The organism is Actinomadura kijaniata (assembly GCF_014138665.1).
Classification (GTDB): domain Bacteria; phylum Actinomycetota; class Actinomycetes; order Streptosporangiales; family Streptosporangiaceae; genus Spirillospora; species Spirillospora kijaniata.
Genome location: NZ_JACJIA010000004.1, coordinates 673,386 through 691,740 on the forward strand (window position 1 = coordinate 673,386; position 18,355 = coordinate 691,740).

Consider the following 18,355-nt stretch of genomic DNA (forward strand, 5'->3'; position numbering starts at 1 on the left):
CGTCCCCTCCCCTGACCGCGCCGCCCCTTCGCGCCCTCCCCCGGGCGCGGAGGGGTTTTTCCGTTCTGTCGGTGGCGGGCGCGAGAATGATCCGGTGAGGATCGCGGTGGCCGTCGGAGCCGGCGGCGGGGGCACGCTCCAGGCCCTCGCCGAGGACGGCGCGCCCGCGGGGGAGCCCGAGACCGTCGCCGACCTGGTGGCCGCGGTCGCCGCGCGGGAACGTACCGACGCGCCGCGCTGGGTGTGGGCCTCGACCGCGCGGGCGTACCCGGCGCTGCTGCGCGCCGGGGTCCGGGTGGCGCGCTGCCACGACCTGGAGCTCGTCGAGAGCCTGCTGTCGGGGCACGCGGGCCGGTACGGGGAGCCCCGGTCGGTCGCGGCGGCCTGGGCGCGGATGCGGGGCGAGCCCGTGCCCGAGGACCGGCGGCCGGAGGAGGCGCCGCCGCAGGCGTCGCTGTTCGACGACGCGCTGCTCGACGGCGGCCCGCCCGGCGAGGAGACCCCGGCGGGCGACGACATCGCGAAGGTCGCGGGCGTGTACGCCGAGCAGCTGCGGCGCGTCGCCGGGATCGAGGGGTTCACGCTCCTGGCGGCGGCCGAGTCGGCGGGCGCGCTGGTCGCGGCCGAGATGGGCCACGACGGGCTGCCGTGGTCGGCCGAGCGGCACGACGCGCTGCTGACCGAGATGCTCGGCCCCCGGCCGGGCGGCGGGCTGCGGCCCCGCCGGCTCCAGGAGCTCGCCGACCGGATCAACGCCGCGTTCGGCGGGCGGACCCCGGTCAACCCCGACTCCCCGGCGCAGATCGTGAAGGCGTTCGCCGCCGCCGGGCTGCCGGTCGCCTCCACGCGGGCGCACGTGCTCAGGCGGGTCGACCATCCGGCGGTTCCGCTGCTGCTGGAGTACAAGGAGCTGGCGCGGCTGTACACGGCGCACGGATGGACGTGGCTGGACACGTGGGTGCGCGACGGGCGGTTCCGGCCCGAGTACGTGGTCGACGGCGTGGTGTCGGGGCGGTGGGCCACCAACGGCGGCGGCGCGCTGCAGATCCCGCGCGTGCTGCGCCGGGCCGTCGTCGCCGATCCGGGATGGTCCCTGGTCGTCGCGGACGCCGCCCAGCTGGAGCCGCGGGTGCTGGCGGCGCTGGCGGGGGACCGGGCGTTCGCCGACGCCGCCGCGCAGGGCGACCTGTACGCGGCGCTGTCGGACGCGTTCCCGGACGGCGGGGGGCTGACCGCCCGGGAGAAGGCCAAGCTCGCGCTGCTGTCGGCGATGTACGGCGGCGGCACCGGGGAGGCGGTGCAGCTCCTGGCGGTGCTGAAGAGGCGCTTCCCCGACGCGTTCGGGTACGTGGAGGCGGCGGCGCGGGCGGGGGAGCGCGGCCAGCTCGTCCGCTCCCGGCTCGGCCGCACCTGCCCGCCGCCCTCGGCGGACTGGCGGGCGCTGACCGCGACCGGCGACGAGCGGTCGGCGTCGGCGCTGCGCGGCCGGGGCCGCTTCACCCGCAACTTCGTCGTCCAGGCCACCGCCGCCGACTGGGCGCTGGTGCTGCTGGCGACCCTGCGGCTGCGGCTGCGCGCGCTCGGCCTCCCGCACCTGGTGTTCTTCCAGCACGACGAGGTCCTCGTGCACACCCCCGCCGGGCTGGCCGACCGCGTCGCCGGGGAGATCCGCGCCGCCGCCGAGGAGGCGGGACGGCTGCTGTTCAGGCGGACCCCGGTCGTGTTCCCCATGGAGATCGCGGTCGTCGACGCCTACGCGGACGCCAAGTAGGGGCGCACAATGCCGTCATGGTGGTGTACGCCGGGCTCATCGAGATCCGTTACGCGGGAGGCCAGCGCGACGAGCGCGACGACGCCCGCGCCGCGCTGGCCGACGCGCTGTCCCGGCGGCGCGTGACCGACTCCCCGGACGTCGCCGAGGGGCCCGGCAACACCGTGCTGGTCCGCGCCGTGCTGGAGGGCGCGAGCCCGCTGGCCGCGCTCACGGCGCTGGACGGGGCCCTCGGCGACGCGCTGCTGGACACCGGCCTGTTCGAGGAGTTCGACGTCTCCCGCCGCGTCCTGCACGCCGCGCCGCTCGACGTCGCCGAGCAGGCGGCGGCCTGGTCCGGCGACCGCTACCGGTGGCGCGACGCCCCGCCGGACCGCCGCCGGGCCCGGCTCAGACGCCGGAGGTGACCCCGTCCGGCCGCACCGTCCAGGGCGAGTCCCCGTCGACCGCGTCGGTGTGGGTGATCTGCCGGTAGCCGCCCTCCAGCGGGACCAGCTCCTCCGGCGTCAGCACGTCCTCGATCCGGTCGAAGCCGTCCGGGGCGCGCTCGGCGACCGCGTCGAGGATCGCGTCGCCGGGGTTGGTCCGGTTGGCCAGCACGATCGCGTTCACCTCCTCCCGGCGGGCCGCGTCGTAGGCCGCCAGCCCCTCCACCGGGCCGTCGGCGCGCGCCAGCTCCCAGGCCAGCACGCGGGCGTCCACGACGGCCTGCGAGCCGCCGTTGGACCCCAGCGGGTACATCGGGTGGGCGGCGTCGCCCAGCAGCGTCACCCGGCCCCGGCTCCAGAACGGCAGCGGGTCGCGGTCCACCATCGGGTACTCCAGGATCCGGTCCGCGCCGCGAATCAGCCCCGGCACGTCCAGCCACGGCACCTTCCAGTCGGCGAAGTACGGCAGCACGTCGGCCAGCCGCCCGGTGCGGTCCCAGTCGGCGATCTCGGTCAGCTCGGTGGTCGGCTCCTGCACCTCGCCCAGCCAGTTCACCAGCGCGCGGCCCCGCCCGTCGGCCTCCCGCGACACCGGGTAGCAGATGAACTTGGCCCGGAACCGGGTGCCGAGGACCGCCATGGTGCGGCCGGTCAGGAACGGGTCGGCCTCGGTGACGCCGCGCCACAGCCGCACCCCGTTCCACAGCGGCCCGCCCTCGCCGGGGTGCAGGGCGCGCCGCACCGCCGAGTGCAGCCCGTCCGCGCCCACCAGCACGTCGGCGGTCTCCTCGCGTTCGGCGCCGGTGGCCTGGTCGCGCAGCCGGACGCGGACGCCGGTCCCGGTGTCCTCGAACCCCGTCACCGCCGTGCCGGTGCGGACCGCGTCCGCGCCGAGCCGCTCCCGCACCGCCGCCAGCAGCACCATCTGCAGCTCGCCGCGGTGGACGAAGTACTGCGGGTGGCGGTGGCCGAGGCGCCGCCCGCGCGCCTGGCCCCACACCCGGTTGCCGTGCCGGTCGAAGTGCACCAGCTCCTCGGCCGGCAGGCCGGTGGCGGCCAGGGCGTCGCCCAGGCCGAGTTCGGTGAGCTCGCGGACGGCGTGCGGCAGCAGGTTGATGCCGACGCCGAGCGGCCGCAGCTCCCGCGCCGAGTCCACGATCCGGGCGTCGAGCCCGGCGGCGCGCAGCGACAGCGCCGCGGTGAGGCCGCCGATCCCGGCGCCCGCGATCAGAACGCGCATGCTCACTCCTCCACGGTCGGTCGTGCGGGTCGCGCCGGCTCAGCCGCGCGCGGCGTGGTGCCAGGCCAGCGTCCGCCGCTCCACCAGGTGGAACAGCAGGTTGAACAGGCAGCCCAGCACGCCCAGCAGCACGATCCCGGCCCACATCTCGGACATCTGGTAGCTCCGCTGGGCGTTGGTCAGGTGCGCGCCGATCCCGGTGGTCGCGCCGACCAGCTCGGAGACCACCACCAGGATCAGCCCGAAGGCCAGCCCGATCCGCAGCCCCGCGAAGATCTTGGGGGCGGCGGCGGGCAGCACGATCCGGACCAGCCGGGTCGCGCCGGTGATGCCGAACACGCGGGCGGTGTCGAGCTGGAGCCGGTCCACGCTCCGCACCCCGTCGGCGGTGTTGAGCAGCACCGGCCACAGCACGCCGAACACGATGATGGTGACCTGCAGCTGCATGCCCAGGTCCAGCACCGCCAGCAGGAACGGGATCAGCGTCGGCGGCGGCACCGAGCGGCCGAACTGCAGCACCGGGTCCAGCGCCGCGTGGACGCGTTCGGAACGGCCCAGCAGCACGCCCAGCACCACCCCGAGCACGGTGGCCAGCCCCCAGCCGAGGAACAGGTTCCGCAGGCTCGGGCCGAAGTCTTCCAGGGCCTTGTCGGTGAGGAACAGCCGGTCGGCCGGGCCGGTCAGCCAGATGCGGTGCAGCGCCGCCACGATGCGGGAGGGCGGCGGGAAGAACTCGTCGGCGGCGGCGCGGGAGGCCGCCTCCCACACCAGGACCAGCAGCACCGCCAGCCAGGTCCTGCGCAGCACCGTCACGGCGTCGCCTCCCCGGTCTGGGCGGCGTGCCAGCGGAACGCCCGCCGCTCCGCCGCCACCAGCGCGGCGTTCACCAGCGCCCCGAGCAGCCCGGCCCACGCGGCCCCGGCCAGCATCAGGTCGGGCCGGCCACCGCCGGACTGGGCGTCCATCAGGTAGCCGCCGACGCCCTCCCCGGCCCCGGCGACCAGCTCGGTGCTGACCACCACGACCAGCCCGACCGACGCGGAGATCCGCACGCCGGTCGCCACGAACGGCGCGGCGCTGGGCAGCGACACCCGCGCCAGCACCGACACCGGGCCGAACCCGAAGCTGCGCAGCGTGTCCTTGGCGACCGGGTCCACGTCCCGCAGCGCGTACAGCGTGTTGATCAGGATGGGCCAGGTCGCGGCGTAGCACACCAGCGCCGTCTTGCTCTGGCTGGGCATCCCGAACACCACGATGGCCAGCGGGATCAGCGCCAGCGAGGGGATCGGGCGCAGCAGCTCCACCACCAGGCGGGCGGCGTCGTTCAGCCACGGCGTCGCGTTGAGCACCAGGCCCAGCGCGACCGCGCCGAGCGTGGCCAGCAGCAGGCCGCCGAACCACGCCTTCAGCGTGTCGGCGACCTGCGTCAGGTATCCGCCGTCGGCGGCCAGCACGGCCGCCCGCCACAGCACGGTGGTGGCGGGCGGCACCTGCGACGGATCGCCGATCAGGCGGGTGACCAGCTCGGCCGCGACGACCGCGCCCACCGTTCCGGCCGCGCCGAGGGCGAGCCGGGCGGTACGCGTGAGAGCCATCGGTCCCCGATCAGTTCTCGACGACGATCGACTTCACGTCGAACGGCTCTTTGAGGTACTCGAACTGCTTCATGACGTCGGCCACCTTCTGGATCCGCTGGGCGCGGGTGGAGGTGGGGAAGGCGTTCATGCTGATCGTGTCGATGATCTGCGGGCTGAGCTGGGTGAACTTGGGGATCTCCTGCTTGAGCACCGCCCGGTCGGCGGCCAGGTTCTGCGCCTTGACCAGCGCCCGCTGGAACGCCGCGACGGTCTTGGGGTTCTGGGTGGCGAACTGCTCGGTCGAGGAGAAGCCCGTGATCGGGAAGTCGGTCGTCGGGCCGGTGGAGAAGTCGGTCAGGATGCGCGCGCCGGTGGCCTGCTGGATCTGGGTGACGAACGGCTCGGGCACCACGACCGCGTCGACCTTGTCGGTCTTCAGAAGCTGCTCCTGGGCGGGGAAGGGCGCCTCGATGACGTTCTTCTGCTCGTCGACCTTCACCTGGTAGGGGGCCAGCGCGGCGCGGACCAGCAGGCTCGTCTGGTTGCCCCGGGCGTTGGTGCCGATCCTCTTGCCCGCCAGGTCCTTCGGCGAGCGGATGTCGGAGTCCTTGGGCACCAGGATGCAGGTGAGGTTCTTGGTCATGGCCGAGGCCTCGGCCAGGATGCGCAGCTTGTAGCCGCCCTGGACATGGGCCTGGATGACGCCCACGTGCCCGGCGTGGGCGATGTCGAGGCCTCCGCCCTTGAGCATCGGCAGCGCCTCGGCCGCGCCGGTGATCCGGCGCATCTTCACGGTCAGGCCCTCGGCCTTGAAGAAGCCCTTGGACTGGGCGATCTGGATCGCGGCGCCCTCGGTGATGGGCATGACGCCCACCGTGACCTCGGACTTCTCCAGGCCGTTCTTCGGCTTCTCCTCGCCGCCGCCGCAGGCGCTGAGCGGCAGCGCGGCGGCGAGGAGGACGCCCAGTGCGGCGCGCCGGGTCGGGGTGAAACTGAAAGGCATTGACGCTCCTTGGGGGGAAGAAGGGGTCAAGCTGTCAGGAAAAGATCACCGGGACTGTAGCGCAGCGGGGGCGGGCGTCAGCGGGCCCGTGATGACGAGATGATCACATTTTCAAATTCACTTCTTGACTTTGGCCGCTGACATCACGCCCGTCGGCTTGTCGCCCTTGGCCGCCTTGGCGTCCTTCGGGGCCTCCTCGGCCTTGTCCGCGGCGTCGCCCTCGGCTTCACCCTCGGCCCCGTCCGCGGGCTTGTCCTCGGCCTTCTCCGGCGTCTGCTCCGCGCTCTCGTCCCCGTTCCCGCGCGCGGTCCCACCCTCGGCGTCGTCGCTGGTCCCGGCCTCGGCGGCCTTCTCGCCGCCGTCCTTGACCGTCTTCTTGACAGCCTCCTCGGCCTCGTCCCCGACCGTATCGCCGTTCTCACCCTCCGCCACGGGCCCGTGCTCGGGCTCGGTTTCGGGTGCGTCCTTGGCCTCGTCCGCCTTGGCCTCGTCGGCCTTCTTGACCTTCTTGACTCGCTTGGTCTTGCCGGCGCCCTTGGGCTTCTCGTCCTTGGCGGTACCAGCGACGGGCTCGTGCTCGCCGGGCATGGGGTCGGCGGCGGCCGCGCCGCGCACCAGCTTGCCCACCTCGGCCCGCAGCCGCACGAACTCGGCGTCGGCGCGGGTGCCGATCTGGTCGCGGTCGGCGGGCAGCTCCACCGGCAGCTCGGCGCGGACGCGACCGGGGTTGCGGCCCAGCACCACGACCCGGTCGCCGACGTAGACGCTCTCGTCGATGTCGTGGGTGACCAGCAGGATCGTCATGCCCTCCTCCCGGTGCACCTTCAGGACCAGGTCCTCCAGGTCCTCGCGGGTCTGGGCGTCCACCGAGCCGAACGGCTCGTCCATCAGCAGCAGCGACGGCCGGTAGGCCAGCGCGCGGGCGATCGACACGCGCTGCTGCATGCCGCCCGACAGCTGCCAGGGGTACTTCTTGCCGGCGTCGGCCAGCCCGACCGACTCCAGCGCCTTCTCGGCCTGGGCGCGGCGCTCGGCCTTGGAGCCGCCCTTGCGGCGCAGCGGCAGCGCCACGTTGTCGCGGACGGTCAGCCACGGCAGCAGCGACCGGCTGTAGTCCTGGAACACCACCGCCAGGTCGTCGGGGACGCCCTGGATGGGCGTGCCGTTGAGGACGACCGAGCCGCTGGTCGGGGTGATGAGACCGGCGATGTTGCGCAGCAGGGTGGACTTGCCGCAGCCGGAGGGGCCGACGATGCTGACCAGCTCGCCCTGCGCCACCTCCAGGTTCAGCTTCTCCAGCACGACGTGGTCGCCGTAACTGTGGGTGAGGTCCTTGATCTCCAGCATTCGTGTCACCGTGCCCAGGGCTGTCGAGGGGATGTCAGTGGGGGTTCGTCCGTGGGGTCCGTCCGTGGGGACCGTGCGTGTGGGAGTCACCGTAACGCCGGACGGCTAGCGGTCGGCGAGGGTCGGGGTGAGGGAGGGGCGGGCGTTGAGGGCCGCCGCGTCGGAGAACGAGGTCCGCCGGTAGGCGCCGGTGATGGTGGCCAGTTCCTCGGGCGTCAGCACGTCCTCGACGCGCCCGAAGCCGCCGGGGGCGCGTTCGCCGACGGTGTGCAGGACGCGGTCGGCGGGCATGTCGCGGCACGCCAGCACGATCGCGTTGACGGTCTCGCGGCGCGCGGCCTCGTAGGCGGCCAGCCCGGCGGCCGGGTCGGCGGCGTGCGCGAGCTCCCAGGCCAGGACGCGGGCGTCGATGACGGCCTGCGAGCCGCCGTTGGAGCCGATCGGGTACATCGGGTGGGCGGCGTCGCCCAGCAGCGTCACCCGGCCCTCGCCCCAGGACGGCAGCGGGTCGCGGTCCACCATCGGGTATTCCAGGATCTCGTCGGTGGCCGCCAGCATGGCCGGGACGTCCAGCCAGTCGAACCGCCAGTCGGCGAAGTGCGGCAGCACGTCCGCCAGGCGTCCGGCGCGGCTCCAGTCGGCCGGGCCGACCGGGCGGCCGTCGGCGAGCTTGACCTCGGCGACCCAGTTGAGCAGGACCTTGTCGCCGCGTTCGGCGATCGGGTAGACGACGAGCTTGGCGGCGGTGTTGCTGCCCGCCACCGCCATGGTGCGGCCGGTCAGGAACGGCTCGCCCTCGACGGTGCCGCGCCACATGCGGATGCCGTTCCACAGCGGCGCGGGCTCGTCGGGGTGCAGGGCGCGGCGGACCGCCGAGTGCAGTCCGTCCGCGCCGACCAGCGCGTCCGCCGTGACGATCTCGACGGCGCCCGACACCCGGTCGCGCAGCCGCACCCGCACCGCGGCGCCGTCCTGCTCGAAGCCCTCGCAGACGGTGCCGGTGCGGACCGCGTCCGCGCCGAGCCGGTCCCGCACCGCCGCCAGCAGGGTCATCTGCAGCTCGCCCCGGTGCACCGAGTACTGCGGCCAGTCGTAGCCGAGGGCCCGGCCGCGCGGCTCGCCCCAGATCCGGCCGCCGTGCCGGTCGAAGTGGACCATCTCGCCGGTCGCGACGCCGGTGGCCGCCAGCGCGTCGCCCAGGCCGAGCTCGGTGAGCTCGCGGACGGCGTGCGGCAGCAGGTTGATGCCGACGCCGAGCGGCCGCAGCCCGGTCGCCGCGTCGACCACGGCCGCCTCGATGCCGGCGGCGTGCAGGCTCAGCGCGGTGGTCAACCCGCCGATGCCCGCTCCGGCGATGAGGACGCGCATGTCACATCTCTCCAAAGCGTTCGGGAACGGGCGGGGCGGCGGCCGGCGCCGTCGCCCCGCCGGGTCAGGTGGTCAGCCGCCGGATGCCCGAGTGCCAGGCGAGCAGCCGCTTCTCCAGGAGCGCGAACAGCCCGTTGAACAGGCAGCCCAGCACGCCCAGCATCACGATGCCCGCCCACAGCTGGGTCATCTCGAAGTCGCGCTGGGCGTTGATGATCCGCGCGCCGAGCCCGGCGGTGCTGCCGGTCAGCTCGGCCAGCACCATCAGGATCAGCGCGAACGACAGGCTGACCCGCAGCCCCGCGAAGATCTTCGGGGCCGCCGCGGGCAGGATGATCGTCGTCATCCGGCGGGTGGCGGAGACGTTGAAGACCCGCGCGGTCTCCAGGTACAGCCGCTCCACCGAGCGGACGCCGTCGGTGGTGTTCAGCAGCACCGGCCAGACCACGCCGAACGCGATCGTGACGATCTGCATGGTGGCGCCGAGCTGGAACACCATGATGAAGAACGGCAGCAGGGTGGCGGGCGGGATCGCCCGCGCGAACTGCATGACCGGGTCGAGCAGCTCGTTCAGCACCGCCGACCGGCCGACGAGCACGCCCAGCAGCACCCCGGCCAGGCCCGCCAGGATCCACCCGACGAACAGGTTGCTCAGGCTGGTGGAGAAGTCGTCCACCGCCCGCTCGGTGAGGAACCCGCGCGAGACGGGACCGGAGAACCACAGGTCGTACAGGCCCTTGACGATCTGCGACGGCGGCGGGAAGTCGCTGGAGCCCGCCGCGCGGGTGCCGACCTCCCAGAGCACGACCAGGGCCGCGACCAGCCAGAGCCGCTCCACCGACCAGCGCAACGCCCTCATGAGATCCCCTCGACCCGGGCCGTGTTCCAGCGGAACGCCATCCGTTCGGCGCCGACCAGCAGCGCGTTGATCAGCAGCCCCAGCAGGCCCGCCCAGCAGGCCACGGCCAGCATGACGTCGATCTGCCCGCCGCCCGACTGGCTCTCGGTGAGGAAGATGCCGAGGCCGTCGTCGCCGCCGGCCAGCAGCTCGGTGCTGATGGACACGAGCAGCGCCACCGACGCCGAGATGCGCACGCCGGTCGCGATGAACGGCGCGGCGCTGGGCAGCGACACCCGCCACAGCACCGACAGCCGCCCGAACCCGAACGACGCCAGCGTCTCCTTGGCGACCGGGTCCACGTCGCGCAGCGCGTACAGCGTGTTGACGAGGATCGGCCACAGCGAGGCGTAGAACACCAGCGACATCGTCATCTGGGTCGCGGAGCTGAACAGCACCATCACCAGCGGGATCAGCGCCACCGACGGGATCGGGCGGCACATCTCCACCAGCACCCGGGCGGCGGTGCCCAGCGCCGGGACCGACCCGAGCACCACGCCCAGCGGCACCGCGACCAGCACCGCCAGCAGCAGGCCGCCCGCCCACACGCGCAGCGTGGCGACCAGGTCGGTGAGGTAGTCGGAGTCGGCGGCCAGCCGGCCCGCCTCGGCAAGGACGGTCGAGGCGGGCGGCAGCGCGGCGGGGTCGACCAGGCCGGTGCGGCTGGCCAGCTCGGCGGCGGCGATCACGCCGAGCGCGCCGAGCGCGCCCAGCAGCAGGCGGCGCGGCCTCATGAGCCCGTGACCAGCAGCGGCTTCACCTCAAGGCGGCTCGGGATGTACTTGAACTGCAGCATGACGTCGGCGACGCGCTGGAGACGGGTGTCGCTGAGGGAGGTCGGGTAGCTGCCGAAGTTCATCGTCGAGGCGATCTGGGGGGTGATGCCCCTGCTGTAGGTCGGCAGGACCTCCTGGACGACCTTGCGGTCGGCGGCCATCGTCTGGGCCTTGGCCATCGCGCGCTGGAACGCCGCCACCGTCTTGGGGTTCTTGCTGACGAACTGGTCGGAGGAGGCGTAACCGGCGATCGGGAAGTCGGCGGTCGGGCCGGAGGACAGGTCGGCCAGCACGCGGGCGCCGATCGAGCTCTGCATCTGGGTGCCGAACGGCTCGATCGCCTGCACCGCGTCCACGCTGCCGGACTTCAGGGTCGCCTCCATGTTGGGCGGGGGGACCTCGACGAAGCTCTTCTCCTCGTCCAGCACGACGCCGTTGGGCTGGGCGGCGGCGCTGACCAGCAGCGTGGAGACGTTGCGCTTGGTGTTGACGCCGATCTTCTTACCGGCCAGGTCCTTCACCGAACGGATCTTGGAGTCCTTGGGGACCAGCAGCACGTGCGTCTTGGGGCCGCTCTGGAACGCCTCGGCGACGATCCTCGGCTTGAAGTCGTTCTTGGCGGCGGCCGAGAACAGCGAGACGTAGTTGGCGAAGGAGATGTCGAGCCGGCCGCCCTTGAGCTTCGGGATGGCCTCCTGGCCGCCGGCGATGGTCTCGGTCTTGACGGTGAGCCCCTCGGCCTTGAACAGGCCCTTGCTGATGGCCAGCTGCAGGGGGGCGGTGTCACCGACCGGCATCGTGCCGACCTTGATCTCCGATTTCTCCAGCCCGTTGGCGGACTTGGGCTTGTCATCGCCACCACAGGCGGTGGCGGTGGCCGCGACCGCAAGGGCGAGGACTCCGCTGAGGACGGCGGAACGGCGACGGATGGCAGGCATGTCTGCTCCAGCTTGCGGGGGATGACGTGAGATGAAAGTGATCTTTCAACCAGTGCGGGAGCGTAGCGCACCCCCAACTGGCCTGTGACCGGGGAGATCGGCCGGAAAGATCACATGTTGATGTCCTTCTGACGAAGATTTCGAGCATCCCTCCCGGAGGGATACTCGCCGCGATCGGTCCATTACCGACTCCGGTGAGGGAGGGGCTGCATGGATCAATTGGGGTCAATTGTGACGTATGCGGCCACCGCCGTGTGTAATGATCGGGGGCATCCGGGAGTACGGTGTGCCGGTGTGGCCCCTCCGGGCCCCATCTGGCGGGCCGTTCCGCCCGTGGCTCCCCCTGTCGAGCCGACCGGCGTTGTGCCGTACCTTGCGGTGGTCCACACCGAAAATACCGTCATTGTGATCGTTCGGGTTGGCTCTGGCGGTCGCTCTGTGTTGCAATGTTCCGCGCTCGTCGGGCGCGGGCCACACGGGCACCGCGCGACGAGGAGCGAGATCACGGTCGCGCCGGGAACCAGAGAACGCGGTGAGAGGTAGCGGAGGGCAGTGCCGAAAGCGCAAGGACTCCCCGAGTCCCCAGAGACACCCCAGGCGTCCCCGCCGACCAGCGCAGACCCCGGTCCCGGGGGCACGCGGTCGGGCCGGTTCCGGCTGCGTAACTGGCGGGTGTCGGTCCGCCTCTTCGCCCTGATCGCGATCCCCACGACGGTCGCCGCGCTGCTGGCCGGCTACCGCGTCTCGGTCGCCTGGCAGGACGCGCAGAGCTTCCAGCGGATGGAGAAGCTGGCCACGTTCGGTGAGCGGCTGGCCCAGATGTCGCACGAGCTGCAGGCCGAGCGCACCGCGCTCGTCGAGCGCGCCGCCTCGGGCGGCCGCAGCGGCGAGGAGGCGGTGGAGCGCAGCCAGCAGGCGGTCGACCAGGCCGCCGCCCGGGTCCGCGCCGCCGCCGGCGAGGTGGACACCACCGACGTGCCGCGGCTGAAGCTGGTGATCGGCAACACCGTCACCCGCGTCGACGGACTCGCCTCGCTGCGCCTGCTCTCCCAGCGCATGGGCGCCAGCGCCATCAACGAGAAGTACTCCGACGCCGTCACCGACCTGAACTCCTTCCACATCCAGCTCGCCCAGGGCGCGCCGCGCACCGACCTGGCGCAGAACGCGCTGGCGCTGTCGGTGCTGGCGCGCGCCAAGGACGCCGCCTCCCGCGAGCAGTCGCTGCTGAACATCGCGCTGTGGGCGAGGCGGTTCAACGCCGGCGACCTGGCGGCGATGGACAAGGCGCGCTCGGAGTGGGAGAGCTCGCTGACCACGTTCCGCTCGGCGGCCTCGCCCGCGCAGCGGCAGCTGTACGAGGACACCGTCACCGGCCCCGAGCTGGACCGCGCCGAGTACACCCGGGTCACCGCGATGGTCAAGGCCCGCTCCAACGCCAACCTGTCGATCAGCCCGCTCGGCCCCTCCCGGGTCGCGGGCTGGAACCAGGACATGGGCGCCCGCACCGACCGCGCCCGCACCGTCGAGGCGGCCCTGGCGCGCTCGCTGACCAACCGCAGCACCCAGCTGCGCGACGAGGCCACCACCGGCGCGATCCGCGACGCGGCCCTGCTGGCGGCGGTCCTGATCATCGTCCTGTTCACCACGGTGCTGGTCGCCCGGTCGCTGGTGCGCCCGCTGCGGCGGCTGCGCGGCGGCGCGCTGGAGGTCGCCGGCACCCGGCTGCCCGGCCTGGTCGACCGGCTGCGCGACCCCGAGGCCGCCGCCGGCGGCATCGAGGTCGAGCCGATCGACATCGACTCCACCGACGAGATCGGTGAAGTGGCGCGGGCGTTCGACGAGGTCCACCGCGAGGCGGTCCGGCTGGCCGCCGACGAGGCCGTGCTGCGCGGCAACATCAACGCGATGTTCGTCAACCTGTCGCGCCGCAGCCAGTCGCTCATCGAACGCCAGCTGCGCCTCATCGAGGAGCTGGAGCAGAGCGAGCGCGACGAGGAGCAGCTCGCCAACCTGTTCCGCCTGGACCACCTGGCCACCCGCATGCGCCGCAACTGCGAGAACCTGCTGGTCCTCGGCGGCCAGGAGCAGGTGCGCCGCCGCACCCAGCCGGTGCCGCTGATCGACGTCGTGCGCGCCTCGCTGTCGGAGGTCGAGCAGTACGAGCGCGTCGCGCTGCGCGTGCAGGGCGACATGCGGGTCTCCGGCCCCGTCGTCAACGACCTGGTCCACCTGCTGGCCGAGCTGATCGAGAACGCCACCGTGTTCTCCGCCGAGAACACCAAGGTCACCGTGTCGGGCCAGCTGCTCAGCGGCGGCGGCGCGATGCTCCAGATCAACGACAACGGCGTCGGCATGTCGCCCGAGGAGCTGGAGCAGGCCAACTGGCGCCTGGCCAACCCGCCGATCATCGACTTCTCGGCCGCCCGCCGCATGGGCCTGTTCGTGGTCGGCCGCCTGGCGATCCGGCACGGCATCCGCGTCGAGCTGCGCGCCGCGCAGGGCGGCGGCCTGACCGCGTTCGTGATCCTGCCCGACACCCTGGTCACCCCGACCGAGGCGGGCGGCGTGGGCTCGCGCGCCTTCGGCGGCCCCGAGCAGCGCCCCCACGAGATGGCCGCCTTCCCCGAGGCGTCGTCCGGCCCGGTGCCGGCCGCCGCCGCGCCGGTCGCGCTGGCCGAGCCCCCCGCGCCGGACGGACCGCCCGTCCCGGGCGGCGGCCGGTACCAGCGCGAGGACGAGTTCGGGCGGCCGGCGCCGCGCCGCGACACCGGGGGCTTCCCGGCCGTCGGCGAGTCCGGCTCCTACCGCGCCGTGGACGAGTCCGGCTCCCACCGGGCCGCGGACGACTCCGGCGCGTACCGCGGGCCGGGCGAGTCCGGTTCCTACCGCACGTTCGGCGACACCGGCTCGCACCGCGCCTTCGGCGACACCGGCTCGCACCGCGCCCTGAACGACACCGGCTCGCACCGGGCGTTCGGCGACACCGGCGAGCTCCGCTCGGTGAACGGCACCGGCGCGCACCGCGCGCCCGCCGACACCGGACCGACCCCGCAGGCGGGCGGGACCGGCGAGTACCCCGAGTACCCGGACCACCCGGCCGCCGACCACGACGCTTCCGGCCACGAGGCCGCCTCCGGCGGGCTGCCCCAGCGGCAGCCCGGCTCGCACCTGCCCGGCCGCTCCCGGCCGCAGGGCGAGGGACGGCGTCCCGAGCGGCCGACCCCGGTCGTGCCCGAGGCCCAGCCGGAGGTTCCCCGGCCCGCGCCGCAGCGCCCCGAGCCCCCCCGGCAGGTGTCCTGGGACACCGGCCCGCACGACCGGGTCCCGGCCGAACCACAGGACCGGTGGGGGGAGCGTCCGCCCGCGAACCAGCCGTTCACGTTGGAGGAACCGATCCCCGAGCCGCCCGTCCAGCAGACCGAACCGACCCGGCGGAACGACCAGACGCGGCCCGCCGAACCGGCCCCGCCGCGCCAGCGGCCCCCCGCGCAGCGGCCCCAGCGCTCGCCGATCTTCGACGCGATGCAGTCGGAGTGGTTCCAGCGCCGGGACGACGACGCGGTGCCGGAGGATCCGATGAAGGGTTGGTCCTCGCCCGCCGACGCGGGCTTCCAGGCCGCCGAGGCGGCCGCCAAGCCGGTGGCGGGCGATCGCACCGCCGTCGGGCTGCCCAAGCGGGTCCCCGGCAAGAACCGGGTGCCCGGCGCGGTCAGCGCCCAGCGCTCCCAGGCCGGCCCCGCTCCCGCGGCACCGCCGCGGGAACCGGCCCGGGAACAGTCGGCCGACAACGTCCGCAACCGCTTCGCGAGCTTGCAGCGCGGAGTCAACCGTGGCCGCAGCCACGTGCGGGGAACCGGGCCGGCCGACACGTCAGGTGAGGGTCCGTCGTCATGGAACGACGGAGAGACAGGAGGAACCCGGTGAACGGGCAGGATCTCAACTGGTTGGTGACGAACTTCGCGGACAGCGTCCCGAAGGTCGCGCACGCCGTGGTGGTCTCCTCCGACGGCCTGCCGATGGCCTACTCGGCGGGCTTCCCGCCGGAGCGCGCCGACCAGCTGTCGGCCATCGCGTCGGGTCTGATGAGCCTCACCCAGGGCGCCGCCAAGATCTTCGACGCGGGCGGCGTGAGCCAGACCGTCGTCGAGATGGACCGCGGGCTGCTGTTCGTGATGTCGATCGCCAACGGCGCGGTGTTCGCCGTGCTGGCCGCGCCCGACTGCGATCTGGGTCTGGTGGCCTACGAGATGACCCTGCTGGTGGAGCGGGTGGGACGCGTGCTCACCCCGGCGCTGCGAGGGGCCCCCGACAAGTCGCCCTACGGGGGACCGCCGGTCCCGGAGATGGGCGCCGGACCGGCCCGCTACTGACCTGACTGACTCTGACGGAGGTCGGCGAGATGGATCGAGGCGGTCCCTACGGTGCCGGTCCGGGCGGCAATCCCCCCTGGGGGTACGACACGCCGCCCGCCCGGCAGCCTGTGCCCGAGGAAGACTCCAGTTCCCTGGTGCGGCCCTACGCCGTCACCGGAGGACGGACCAAACCACGGTACGACCTGGCGATCGAGGCGCTGGTGTCGGCCGCGCCGCACCCGCCGCGCGACGTGGCGATGTTGACGCCCGAGTACCGGGCGATCATGGACCTGTGCCGTTCGGCGCGGTCGGTGGCCGAGGTGTCGGCGCTGCTGAAGCTGCCGCTCGGCGTGGCCCGCGTGCTGATCGCCGACATGGCGCTCGAGGGACTGCTGCGGCTGCACCAGTCGCGTCCCGCCGGAACGCAGCCGGATCTCCGCCTGCTGGAAAGGGTTCTCGTTGGACTTCGCAACCTCTGACCGGGGCACCGGCCCCGGCGGCACCGACGGTGAGCTGACATCGGTCAAGATCGTGGTGGGCGGCGGGTTCGGCGTCGGCAAGACCACCTTCGTCGGATCGGTCTCGGAGATCATGCCGCTGACCACCGAGGCGGTCATGACCGCGGCCAGCGCCGAGGTCGACGACCTGTCGGCGGTGCCGGACAAGACGACCACCACCGTCGCGATGGACTTCGGCCGCGTGTCGCTGGACAGCGAGCTGATCCTGTACCTGTTCGGCACCCCGGGCCAGCACCGCTTCTGGTTCATGTGGGACGACCTGGTCAAGGGCGCCATCGGCGCGGTCGTGCTGGTCGACACCCGGCGGCTGGCCGACTGCTTCGCGGCCGTCGACTACTTCGAGGAACTGGGCCTGCCGTTCGTGGTCGGCGTCAACGGCTTCCACGGCGAGTTCCAGTACAACGTCGAGGACATCCGCGAGGCGCTGTCGATCAGCGCGCACGTGCCGATCGTCGAGTGCGACGCGCGCAGCCGCGAGTCGACCAAGGCGGTACTGATCACGCTGGTCAAGCACGCCATGCAGATGCACATGGCGGGCGGGCACGCCCCGGTCTGACACACCCCCGGTCTCACACGACCCCGGTCCGACGCGCGAGGAGCTCCGTCGGTGACCCGACCGTCACCGACGGGCCCCCAGGGACGTTCCGCGCGTCACATCCGGCCCGATCCGGCGTCCCTACGGTCGCGTAGGGATGTGTGCACGATGCATGATAATTCGTCGTGATCGAGCAGAGTTCTCTTCCGGGAAACGCGATGGCCGAGACTCAGAACGGGACTCCGGCCGCCGGGCGGATCGGCACCTACGTCGCCCTCGGCGACAGCTTCACCGAGGGCATGAACGACCCCTACCCCGGCCGGGACGACGTGTACCGGGGCTGGGCGGACCGGCTGGCCGAGCACCTGGCCGCCCGCCATTCCGGCCTGCGGTACGCGAACCTCGCGGTGCGCGGCAAGCTGCTGCGCCAGATCGTCGAGGACCAGGTGCCGAAGGCCGTGGAGCTGGCCCCCGACCTGGTGACGTTCTGCGGGGGCGGCAACGACATCATCCGTCCCGGCTCCGACCCCGACGCCCTCGCCGTGGAGTTCGACGACGCGGTGCGGCGGCTGCGCGCCACCGGCGCGCGGGTGGTGCTGTTCACCGGCTTCGACACCCGCAACCTGCGTTCGGGACACCGCATCCGCGGCCGGGCCGCCACCTACAACATGCACCTGCGGGCCATCGCCGACCGGCGCGGCTGCGACGTGGTGGACCTGTGGTCGATGATGTCGGTGTTCAAGGACCCGCGCGCCTGGCACGAGGACCGGCTGCACCTGTCGTCGGAGGGGCACCGGCGGCTGGCGCTGCGGGTGGCCGAGGTGGTCGGCGCGCAGGCGGCGGGCGACTGGCGGGAGCCGTGGCCCCCGCTGGAGGCGGCGGACTGGCTGACGATGCGCCGCGAGGACGTCCACTGGGCGCGGACCTACTTCCTGCCCTGGGTCGGCCGCCGGGTGCGGGGCCGTTCCTCCGGCGACGGCCGCGAGCCCAAGCGCCCGACCCCGCTGCCGCTGTGACCGCAGGCCGGACGCCGTCCCCCGCGGCGGGCGTGCCGCGGGGGCGCGGCGGGGACGGCGGTCAGGGGCGCGGCGACCGGGGGCCGCGCGCGTTCAGCGGGCCGGGGGCAGCGCCTCCTCCAGGGAGCGGACGATCCTCATGCGGCGGTGCAGCCCGGTGATCTCCAGGGTGCGGCGGACGATGGGCCGGGGACCGGCGAGCGTGAGGCTGCCACCGGCGGCGGTGACGGCCTTGTAGCAGTTGACCAGGACCGACAGTCCCTGGGAGTCCATGAACTCCAGGTCGGCCAGGTCGAGCACCACATGGTCTCCGTGGGCGGCGCGGGCGGCGCGCAGCCGTTTCCGGAGGTCGTCGGCGTTGGCGAGATCCAGCTCGCCGCGCAGGCTCACGAGCGTGCGCTCACCGTGCCGACGCGCGGTGATCTCCAGTGGAAGCACGGGGTGGTTCCCCCTCCGTTCCGGGTGCTCTCGCCGGAGCCCCGGCGAAAGCTTTCCATATGGCAACTATCGCGGACGGTCCCCGCCCTGCCAAGCGGTACCGGCCCACCGGAGCGTTCCATCGAGGTTTTTCCCGGCGCGCCGGGCCGG

16 protein-coding genes and 1 pseudogene are annotated in these 18,355 nt (G+C 73.3%); 7 read left to right on the forward strand and 10 right to left on the reverse strand.

Annotation, left to right across the window (positions count from 1 at the left end; translation table 11 throughout):
• Positions 1–94: 94 nt before the first annotated feature.
• Both HNR61_RS19155 and HNR61_RS19160 read left to right on the forward strand, forming a co-directional pair.
• Positions 95–1,771 (forward strand): bifunctional 3'-5' exonuclease/DNA polymerase, encoded by a 1,677-nt coding sequence (locus HNR61_RS19155; protein ID WP_182844486.1) that lies wholly within the window; start codon positions 95–97, stop codon positions 1,769–1,771.
• 17 nt (positions 1,772–1,788) lie between these two features.
• Positions 1,789–2,178: a hypothetical protein gene (locus HNR61_RS19160; protein ID WP_182844487.1), complete on the forward strand. Its 390-nt coding sequence runs from the start codon at positions 1,789–1,791 to the stop codon at positions 2,176–2,178.
• On the opposite strand, the gene HNR61_RS19165 is transcribed toward HNR61_RS19160, so the two are convergent.
• The 9 genes and pseudogenes from HNR61_RS19165 to HNR61_RS19205 form a co-directional block, all read right to left on the reverse strand.
• Entirely contained in the window at positions 2,162–3,439 is a 1,278-nt protein-coding gene (locus HNR61_RS19165) for a flavin-dependent oxidoreductase (RefSeq protein WP_182844488.1), read from the reverse strand. The two genes, HNR61_RS19160 and HNR61_RS19165, sit on opposite strands and share 17 nt — an antisense overlap.
• 39 nt (positions 3,440–3,478) lie before the next feature.
• On the reverse strand, positions 3,479–4,252 hold the full coding sequence (locus tag HNR61_RS19170) for an ABC transporter permease (protein WP_182844489.1): 774 nt from the start codon (positions 4,250–4,252) through the stop codon (positions 3,479–3,481).
• A complete protein-coding gene (locus tag HNR61_RS19175; protein ID WP_182844490.1) occupies positions 4,249–5,034 on the reverse strand; it encodes an ABC transporter permease in 786 nt (261 codons plus the stop codon). The genes HNR61_RS19170 and HNR61_RS19175 overlap by 4 nt, the downstream gene beginning before the upstream one ends.
• 10 nt (positions 5,035–5,044) lie before the next feature.
• Entirely contained in the window at positions 5,045–6,019 is a 975-nt protein-coding gene (locus tag HNR61_RS19180) for an ABC transporter substrate-binding protein (protein WP_182844491.1), read from the reverse strand.
• A 597-nt stretch (positions 6,020–6,616) separates the two neighbouring features.
• Positions 6,617–7,366 (reverse strand): annotated as a pseudogene (locus HNR61_RS50470) (ABC transporter ATP-binding protein); the annotation flags it as partial.
• 105 nt (positions 7,367–7,471) lie between these two features.
• Positions 7,472–8,734 (reverse strand): flavin-dependent oxidoreductase, encoded by a 1,263-nt coding sequence (locus HNR61_RS19190; protein WP_182844492.1) that lies wholly within the window; start codon positions 8,732–8,734, stop codon positions 7,472–7,474.
• A 64-nt stretch (positions 8,735–8,798) separates the two neighbouring features.
• Entirely contained in the window at positions 8,799–9,593 is a 795-nt protein-coding gene (locus HNR61_RS19195) for an ABC transporter permease (RefSeq protein WP_182844493.1), read from the reverse strand.
• A complete protein-coding gene (locus HNR61_RS19200) occupies positions 9,590–10,366 on the reverse strand; it encodes an ABC transporter permease (RefSeq protein WP_182844494.1) in 777 nt (258 codons plus the stop codon). Before HNR61_RS19200 ends, HNR61_RS19195 begins: the two co-directional genes overlap by 4 nt.
• Positions 10,363–11,346, reverse strand: a complete 984-nt coding sequence (locus HNR61_RS19205) for an ABC transporter substrate-binding protein (protein ID WP_182844495.1) — start codon at positions 11,344–11,346, stop codon at positions 10,363–10,365. Before HNR61_RS19205 ends, HNR61_RS19200 begins: the two co-directional genes overlap by 4 nt.
• 672 nt (positions 11,347–12,018) lie before the next feature.
• Here HNR61_RS19205 and HNR61_RS19210 point away from each other — a divergent pair.
• The 5 genes from HNR61_RS19210 to HNR61_RS19235 all read left to right on the forward strand — a co-directional run bounded on the left by HNR61_RS19210 (position 12,019) and on the right by HNR61_RS19235 (position 17,767).
• Positions 12,019–15,270: a sensor histidine kinase gene (locus tag HNR61_RS19210; RefSeq protein WP_182844496.1), complete on the forward strand. Its 3,252-nt coding sequence runs from the start codon at positions 12,019–12,021 to the stop codon at positions 15,268–15,270.
• Positions 15,237–15,716 carry a roadblock/LC7 domain-containing protein gene (locus HNR61_RS19215; protein WP_220509477.1) on the forward strand — a complete coding sequence of 160 codons (480 nt, stop codon included), beginning with the start codon at positions 15,237–15,239 and terminating at the stop codon, positions 15,714–15,716. The genes HNR61_RS19210 and HNR61_RS19215 overlap by 34 nt, the downstream gene beginning before the upstream one ends.
• Before the next feature lie 29 nt (positions 15,717–15,745).
• Entirely contained in the window at positions 15,746–16,177 is a 432-nt protein-coding gene (locus tag HNR61_RS19220; protein WP_182844497.1) for a DUF742 domain-containing protein, read from the forward strand.
• A 34-nt stretch (positions 16,178–16,211) separates the two neighbouring features.
• Positions 16,212–16,772, forward strand: coding sequence for a GTP-binding protein (locus HNR61_RS19225; protein WP_182844653.1), 561 nt, complete (start codon positions 16,212–16,214; stop codon positions 16,770–16,772).
• A gap of 197 nt (positions 16,773–16,969) precedes the next feature.
• A complete protein-coding gene (locus HNR61_RS19235) occupies positions 16,970–17,767 on the forward strand; it encodes an SGNH/GDSL hydrolase family protein (protein ID WP_182844498.1) in 798 nt (265 codons plus the stop codon).
• Positions 17,768–17,860: 93 nt separating this feature from the next.
• Here the strand turns inward: HNR61_RS19235 and HNR61_RS19240 are convergent, their stop codons facing one another.
• The gene (locus tag HNR61_RS19240) at positions 17,861–18,205 is read right to left on the reverse strand and encodes an STAS domain-containing protein (RefSeq protein WP_182844499.1); all 345 of its coding nucleotides are present in this window, start codon (positions 18,203–18,205) and stop codon (positions 17,861–17,863) included.
• Positions 18,206–18,355 lie beyond the last annotated feature (150 nt).